Source organism: Pseudomonas sp. P4_B3, from assembly GCF_056402295.1.
The window spans coordinates 1-5695 of record NZ_JBFUHR010000046.1 but is presented as its reverse complement, the minus strand read 5'-3'; the positions used below and the strand labels follow the sequence as shown (position 1 = coordinate 5695).

8 protein-coding genes and 1 pseudogene are annotated in these 5695 nt (G+C 57.8%); 6 read left to right on the top strand and 3 right to left on the bottom strand.

The genetic code is table 11. The annotated features are described in order from the left end of the window. The first annotated feature begins 292 nt into the window (after nucleotides 1–292). From AC1DWG_RS30345 to AC1DWG_RS30335, 3 genes are all read left to right on the top strand, one after another. On the top strand, nucleotides 293–529 hold the full coding sequence (locus tag AC1DWG_RS30345; protein WP_477788763.1) for a glutaredoxin family protein: 237 nt from the start codon (nucleotides 293–295) through the stop codon (nucleotides 527–529). A 172-nt stretch (nucleotides 530–701) separates the two neighbouring features. Next, entirely contained in the window at nucleotides 702–1019 is a 318-nt protein-coding gene (locus AC1DWG_RS30340) for a hypothetical protein (protein WP_008020364.1), read from the top strand. 72 nt (nucleotides 1020–1091) lie between these two features. Next, nucleotides 1092–1982 (top strand): pseudouridine synthase, encoded by an 891-nt coding sequence (locus AC1DWG_RS30335; RefSeq protein WP_477788762.1) that lies wholly within the window; start codon nucleotides 1092–1094, stop codon nucleotides 1980–1982. A gap of 84 nt (nucleotides 1983–2066) precedes the next feature. Here the strand turns inward: AC1DWG_RS30335 and AC1DWG_RS30330 are convergent, their stop codons facing one another. Both AC1DWG_RS30330 and mobA read right to left on the bottom strand, forming a co-directional pair. After that, nucleotides 2067–2288 (bottom strand): YgdI/YgdR family lipoprotein, encoded by a 222-nt coding sequence (locus tag AC1DWG_RS30330; RefSeq protein WP_090457042.1) that lies wholly within the window; start codon nucleotides 2286–2288, stop codon nucleotides 2067–2069. 78 nt (nucleotides 2289–2366) lie between these two features. Further along, entirely contained in the window at nucleotides 2367–2969 is a 603-nt protein-coding gene (gene mobA, locus AC1DWG_RS30325; protein ID WP_477760123.1) for a molybdenum cofactor guanylyltransferase MobA, read from the bottom strand. Between the two features lie 81 nt (nucleotides 2970–3050). On the opposite strand from mobA, the gene moaB reads away from it, so the two are divergent. Then, nucleotides 3051–3590, top strand: a complete 540-nt coding sequence (gene moaB / locus AC1DWG_RS30320; RefSeq protein WP_223456911.1) for a molybdenum cofactor biosynthesis protein B — start codon at nucleotides 3051–3053, stop codon at nucleotides 3588–3590. Continuing rightward, nucleotides 3574–4800: a molybdopterin molybdotransferase MoeA gene (locus tag AC1DWG_RS30315; protein ID WP_477788761.1), complete on the top strand. Its 1227-nt coding sequence runs from the start codon at nucleotides 3574–3576 to the stop codon at nucleotides 4798–4800. Before moaB ends, AC1DWG_RS30315 begins: the two co-directional genes overlap by 17 nt. A gap of 64 nt (nucleotides 4801–4864) precedes the next feature. On the opposite strand, the gene AC1DWG_RS30310 is transcribed toward AC1DWG_RS30315, so the two are convergent. Next, the gene (locus AC1DWG_RS30310) at nucleotides 4865–5179 is read right to left on the bottom strand and encodes a hypothetical protein (RefSeq protein WP_477754956.1); all 315 of its coding nucleotides are present in this window, start codon (nucleotides 5177–5179) and stop codon (nucleotides 4865–4867) included. A gap of 174 nt (nucleotides 5180–5353) precedes the next feature. Between AC1DWG_RS30310 and AC1DWG_RS30305 the strand changes: the two are divergent. Further along, nucleotides 5354–5514 (top strand): annotated as a pseudogene (locus AC1DWG_RS30305) (hypothetical protein); the annotation flags it as partial. Nucleotides 5515–5695: the final 181 nt, after the last annotated feature.

The window sequence follows — 5695 nt, the reverse complement described above, 5'->3', positions numbered from 1 at the left end:
GGGCAAGGCGCGAGAAGCGCAGTTTGGTCATTCCAAATCAGCTTCGAGCAACACAGCCCTGCACAACAGCAGGCCCGGCCCTTCGGGTTGTGCCTTAAAGCTGGCCATGCTGCGTTGCAGGCCTTGGAAAGGGAACAACCATTCCCAGCGGCCTACGCCTTGCCTGGCCAGCTTTAAGGCGACAACGCGGTAGGGAAACTAATTGAGAACGCCCCCTGGGGCGGGGCTCAATGGCTCGACGGTTTTTCGGGGCAGGCCTAGAATGGTCAATTCATTATCTGGTTGAGCGCTCATGCTTCCCGAATGTCAGCTGTTCGGCACCCTTGGATGCCATCTCTGTGAAGTAGCCGAAGCCATGTTGATGGAGTTTGTCGAGCGCGGCCTGCTGGTGGAACTGGTGGATATCGCCGACGATGAAACGTGGTTCGCAGCCTACAGCCTGCGTATTCCGGTGTTGCGGCGAGTCGATACCGGTGCTGAACTGGGCTGGCCGTTCAGTGCCGATCAGGTGGTGGCGTTCCTGCATTGAGCGGCTTTTGCGCTGGTGGTATGTCCCGTCTGTCGAACTTTGCGATTGATCCCCTTGGCTTATTCGGTGTTGATCGGATACTGTATGCGTATACAGTTATTCGCGGTGCCTGCCTTGCCGCTCCTGATTTTCGGGAGTGAGCAGGCAAGCCCGGGCGTGAGAGGGATGAATCGTGGTCAATGTCGAACAGTTGAAGAACAGCGTGAACCGGATGTCCGCAGACGTCGTGCGCGAGGCTGTCCTTGAGTTGCGTCTGGATGGTCTGGTGACCGAGGGGAAAACGCCCTTCAACAAAACGCATTTCAATACCTGTTTCGCAGAAATCGAAGCCTTGTTTCAACGCGCGGGTTATCACCGGCAACTCGATGTCGTGGGTTATCAGGGATTGTTGTACGCCCTGTACGACCCCGCTCGCTGGGAAGCGGTCGATGTACTGCGCTGGCTCAAGGAGTACACCGAAGCGGCGGCGCGCACACAGATCCCGGCTTGAGGAATCTTCTCTAGGTTCCTTCCCCCCTGCTGTTGGATAATGCCGCCCTGCACTGAGGGTTAGAGCTTTCGTATGTCCACTTCATCTTTTTCCGCGGCACACAGCCAGGCCAGTACGCTCTACTTGCCACCTGGCCCGTGGCAGACCGTAGTCGATTGCCTGTGTGAGCATTTCAGCGCCATCGGTCGTGAACAATGGCTGGACAGAATTGCCCGTGGCCGGGTCCTCGATGGGCAGGGCATGCCGATAGCCCTCGATCTGGCCTACAAGGAAGGTTTGCGGATTCATTATTTTCGCGAAGTGCCGGATGAAAAGCCGATCCCGGTGATCGAGTCGATCCTGTACGCGGACGAGCATCTGGTGGTGGCCGACAAACCGCACTTTCTGCCCGTAACGCCGGCTGGCGAATATGTCGAACAGACGCTACTCAGGCGCTTGATCCGGCGCCTGGGCAATCCGCACCTGGTGCCATTGCATCGCATCGACCGACATACCGCAGGGCTGGTGCTGTTTTCCGCCAATCCGCAGAGTCGTTCGGCTTATCAGTCGTTGTTTCCAACCCGGCAAATCGAAAAGCGTTACGAGGCCATCGCTGCGGCGTTGCCTGAACTTGCTTTCCCGCTGGTTCATAGAAGCCGACTGGTCGATGGCGAACCGTTCTTCCGCATGCAGGAGGGGCCAGGGGCCAGCAACACCGAGACGGCGGTCGAAGTCAGGGAGAAACAGGGGGATCTCTGGCGTTATGGTCTTTACCCGGTGACGGGCAAGAAACATCAGCTGCGAGTACATATGGCAGCGTTGGGTGCCGGTATCTGCAACGACCCGTTTTACCCAGAGGTGCTCAAGGATGCGCAGGATGACTACGCCAATCCTTTGAAACTGCTGGCTCAGGGTCTGAAGTTTCTCGATCCGGTCACAGGCCAGGCGCGAGAGTTCGAGAGTGAGATCACCCTGCAATGGTGATTAATAAGCAACTCTGAAGCGCTGTCCTTCAGGCATGAAAAAGCCCGCATCAAGCGGGCTTTTCTGTATCCGGCAGTGCCCGGATTACAGCTCTTTAACGGTACGAATCTGGTCTTTGTTGATGCGGGTCTGTTTGCCGTCGAGCTGTTCGAATTCGTAGAAACCGGAATCCTTGTCGAACTGTGGCGTGTCGACGGCCTGGATTTCGCGACCGTCATTCAAGGTGATCACCGTAGGCGATGCGCAACCGGCGAGGGTGGCGAGGCCGAGTGCAAGCATGAAAGTGGCGAGGGTCCGTTGAGTCATGAGTGTGTTTCTCCGAATAAGAAATCTTTGGTTACCGAACTTGAGACGTGCACCATTCGCGCAAGTTCCTGATTAATCTCAGTCTGACACAGTGTCGTGACCGCTTAACAGTTCCGGCGTGTTGAGGTTGGCCAGCCGAGGGTCCTTGTCGGGGCATTGCAGTGCGGTCGCACCGAGCTTGCGCATCAACCGGCCAGGGCTGCGCTCACCTTCGTTCCAGGCGTTTTCAAATGCTGCCCTGTGTAGCACAGGAATCACGCACAACAACGGTTCCCAGTGGTCATCATGCCGCACCATCAGCGGCTTGTCCGGATGCAGGTTGGCGGTCTCGCGCATATTGTCGATCAGCGCCGCATCGATGCCCGGAACGTCACAGGGCAAGACCAGCAGATGGCTATGGCGAGCAGCTTTCAGGCCAGCGCGAATACCGGCCAGCGGCCCGGGGAAGTCACCTTCATCATCGTGGACCAACTGGTCGGCGTAGGGCGCGTACTTCTCAAGGTTGCGATTGCAGGAGATGATCAGGTCATCGCTCAGCGGGCGGGTCTTGCGATGCAGATGTGCAATCAGGGGTTCGCCCTGCCAGTCCAGCAACCCTTTGTCCCGACCACCCATACGTTGGCCGCGACCGCCCGCCAGGAGCAGAATGGAGCAGGGTGGCAATTGTGAATTCGAGGTCATGGCAGGTCTCCATGGGAGCGGCGAAAAAACGGAGCGCTGTGATATAACACCGGGCTGTTTCTCCTACAACTGGACGAGCCTATGAAAGCCAAGGCTGATGTACCTTTCGCACCGCTGAATATTGCAGTGCTGACTGTCAGCGATACCCGCACACTGGAAACCGACACCTCAGGTCAGGTCTTTGTCGACGGCTTGACCGCCGCCGGTCATTACCTGGCAGCCCGGGTGTTGCTCAAAGATGACCTCTACAAAATTCGCGCGCAAGTCGCCAACTGGATTGCCGACGATGTCGTACAGGTTGTGCTGATCACCGGCGGCACCGGTTTTACCGGGCGTGACAGCACACCCGAAGCCGTCGGCTGCCTGCTGGACAAACAGGTTGATGGATTTGGTGAACTGTTCCGCCAGATCTCGGTTGCCGATATCGGCACTTCGACCGTTCAGTCCCGGGCGTTGGCCGGTCTGGCCAACGGCACGCTGGTTTGCTGCTTGCCGGGCTCCACCAATGCCGTGCGCACCGGTTGGGACGGCATACTGGCCGAGCAACTGGATTCGCGGCATCGGCCGTGCAATTTCGTGCCTCACTTGAAACAGGCAGCGCCTTGTGAATCCCGTGGGTAAGCCTGGCAAGACTGGCAGCCTGATGCCCGTCGAGCAGGCGTTGGCACGCTTGCTGGAAATGGCCGAGGCTACAAGGATTGTCGAGCGCGAACGCTTGCCGTTGGCACAGGTACAGGGGCGTGTACTGGCTGAAGACCTGGTGTCGACCCTTGACCTGCCACCCTGGCCCAACAGTGCCATGGATGGTTTTGCCTTGTGCATGGCGGACTGGACGGGAGAGCCGTTGGTGGTCAGTCAGAAGGTGTTTGCTGGCCAGGCCCCCGATCCGTTGCTGCCAGGAACCTGTGCGCGCATTTTCACCGGGGCGCCTGTTCCCGCCGGTGCCGATTGCGTCGAGATGCAGGAAAATGTCGAGGTTCAGGCGGATGAGCGAGTACGTTTCACTGAAGCCTTGACCCAAGGTCAGAACATCCGTCCGCAAGGCCAGGAAACCACCGTCGGCGAGCTGATTCTGCCGGCAGGTACGCGGTTGGGGCCGATCGAGCAAGGATTGGCTGCCTCATTGGGGTGCGCTGAGCTGGAGGTGGTTCGCAAGGTGCGTGTGGCGGTGCTGTCCACCGGCGACGAATTGATTGAGCCTGGGCAGACGCTGGGGCCGGGACAGATCTACAACAGCAACCGGGTGTTGTTGTGCAGCTGGTTGCAGCGTTTGGGGTGTGAGGTCGTCGACGCGGGCATTCTTGCGGACAATCTGGAAACCACTCGTTCCCGATTGGGTGAATTGAAGGATGTCGACCTGATCCTTTCGACCGGTGGCGTATCGGTAGGGGAAGCCGATTTTCTGGGTATCGTCTTGCGCGAAGAGGGCGAATTGACGCTGTGGAAACTCGCCATCAAGCCCGGTAAACCGTTGACCTTCGGACATTTTCGCGGTGTGCCGGTGATTGGCTTGCCGGGCAATCCGGCATCGACCCTCGTGACTTTTGCATTGTTGACCAGGCCCTATCTCCTGCGCCGTCAGGGTGTAGAAGAAGTCGAGCCGTTGAAGGTGCAGGTGCCGGCAGGGTTTGACTGGCTCCAACCTGGCAATCGGCGTGAGTATTTGCGCGGACGGCTGGAAAACGGCAGGGCGACGATCTACAAAAACCAGAGTTCTGGCGTACTGCGTAGCGCTGCCTGGGCTGATGGATTGGTAGAAGTCCTGGAAGGTCGCACGCTGGTTCAGGGCGATAGCGTTTCCTTCATTCCGCTGAGTGAAGTTCTGAGCTGATAGTTTCAGCGGCTTGGTCACACAAAACCCGGTTGATTGAACCGGGTTTTGTGTTGAAGGCCACTCAATGCGCCAGAAGCAATGAAATAACCTGCTCGAAACGGCTATTGGCGATCCAGCCAAGGAGGCCGAGGATCACGGCTGTTCCGCAGGCGGAATAGGCAAGCCTGTGCTTGATGGATTTGACGTCATCCAGGACTTCATCCATGTCCCTGCGTAAGCTCTTGAGGTGTGTTTCCAGCTCGGTGACGCGAGGTTCCATATCAACTTCTCCCGTGGCTTTTGTGCTGTTGCGGTATTCAGCTCGATGGCCTGCATTTTTATTATCTGTGAGCGGCAGGACCGAAATGGCCGGTGATCCGAGGTTTTGGCTTTGCATGGCACGTCCTTGTGGTGTCCTGCTGTAGCCCCCAAAAGTCTACCAATTCAGGTTTCCGGTCAATTGAGCCGATTCCTCACTTTTTGTAAGAAAAATCCTGCCGTGTGGGGGGATCAAGACTGTCCGACTGGAAGTAATTCGTTTTCTTGCGACTTTTAACGGCGGGGGGCTTCTGGCGTCGACAGCATGTTTATTCGTGCGCGCCTGCCCTGGAAGGGGACAACTTGCGTTTCTCGGTTCGCCCGGCGGCGTTACTCGTGCATCTGCCTGAGGATTCGCCGCTGTTACGAGCGGGGGCGTTCTCAATTAGTTTCCCCACCGCGTTGTCGCCTTAAAGCTGTCCAGGCAAGGCGTAGGCCGCTGGGAATGGTTGTTCCCTTTCCAAGGCCTGCAACGCAGCATGGCCAGCTTTAAGGCACAACCCGAAGGGCCGGGCCTGCTGTTGTGCAGGGCTGTGTTGCTCGAAGCTGATTTGGAATGACCAAACTGCGCTTCTCGCGCCTTGCCCTGCACAAC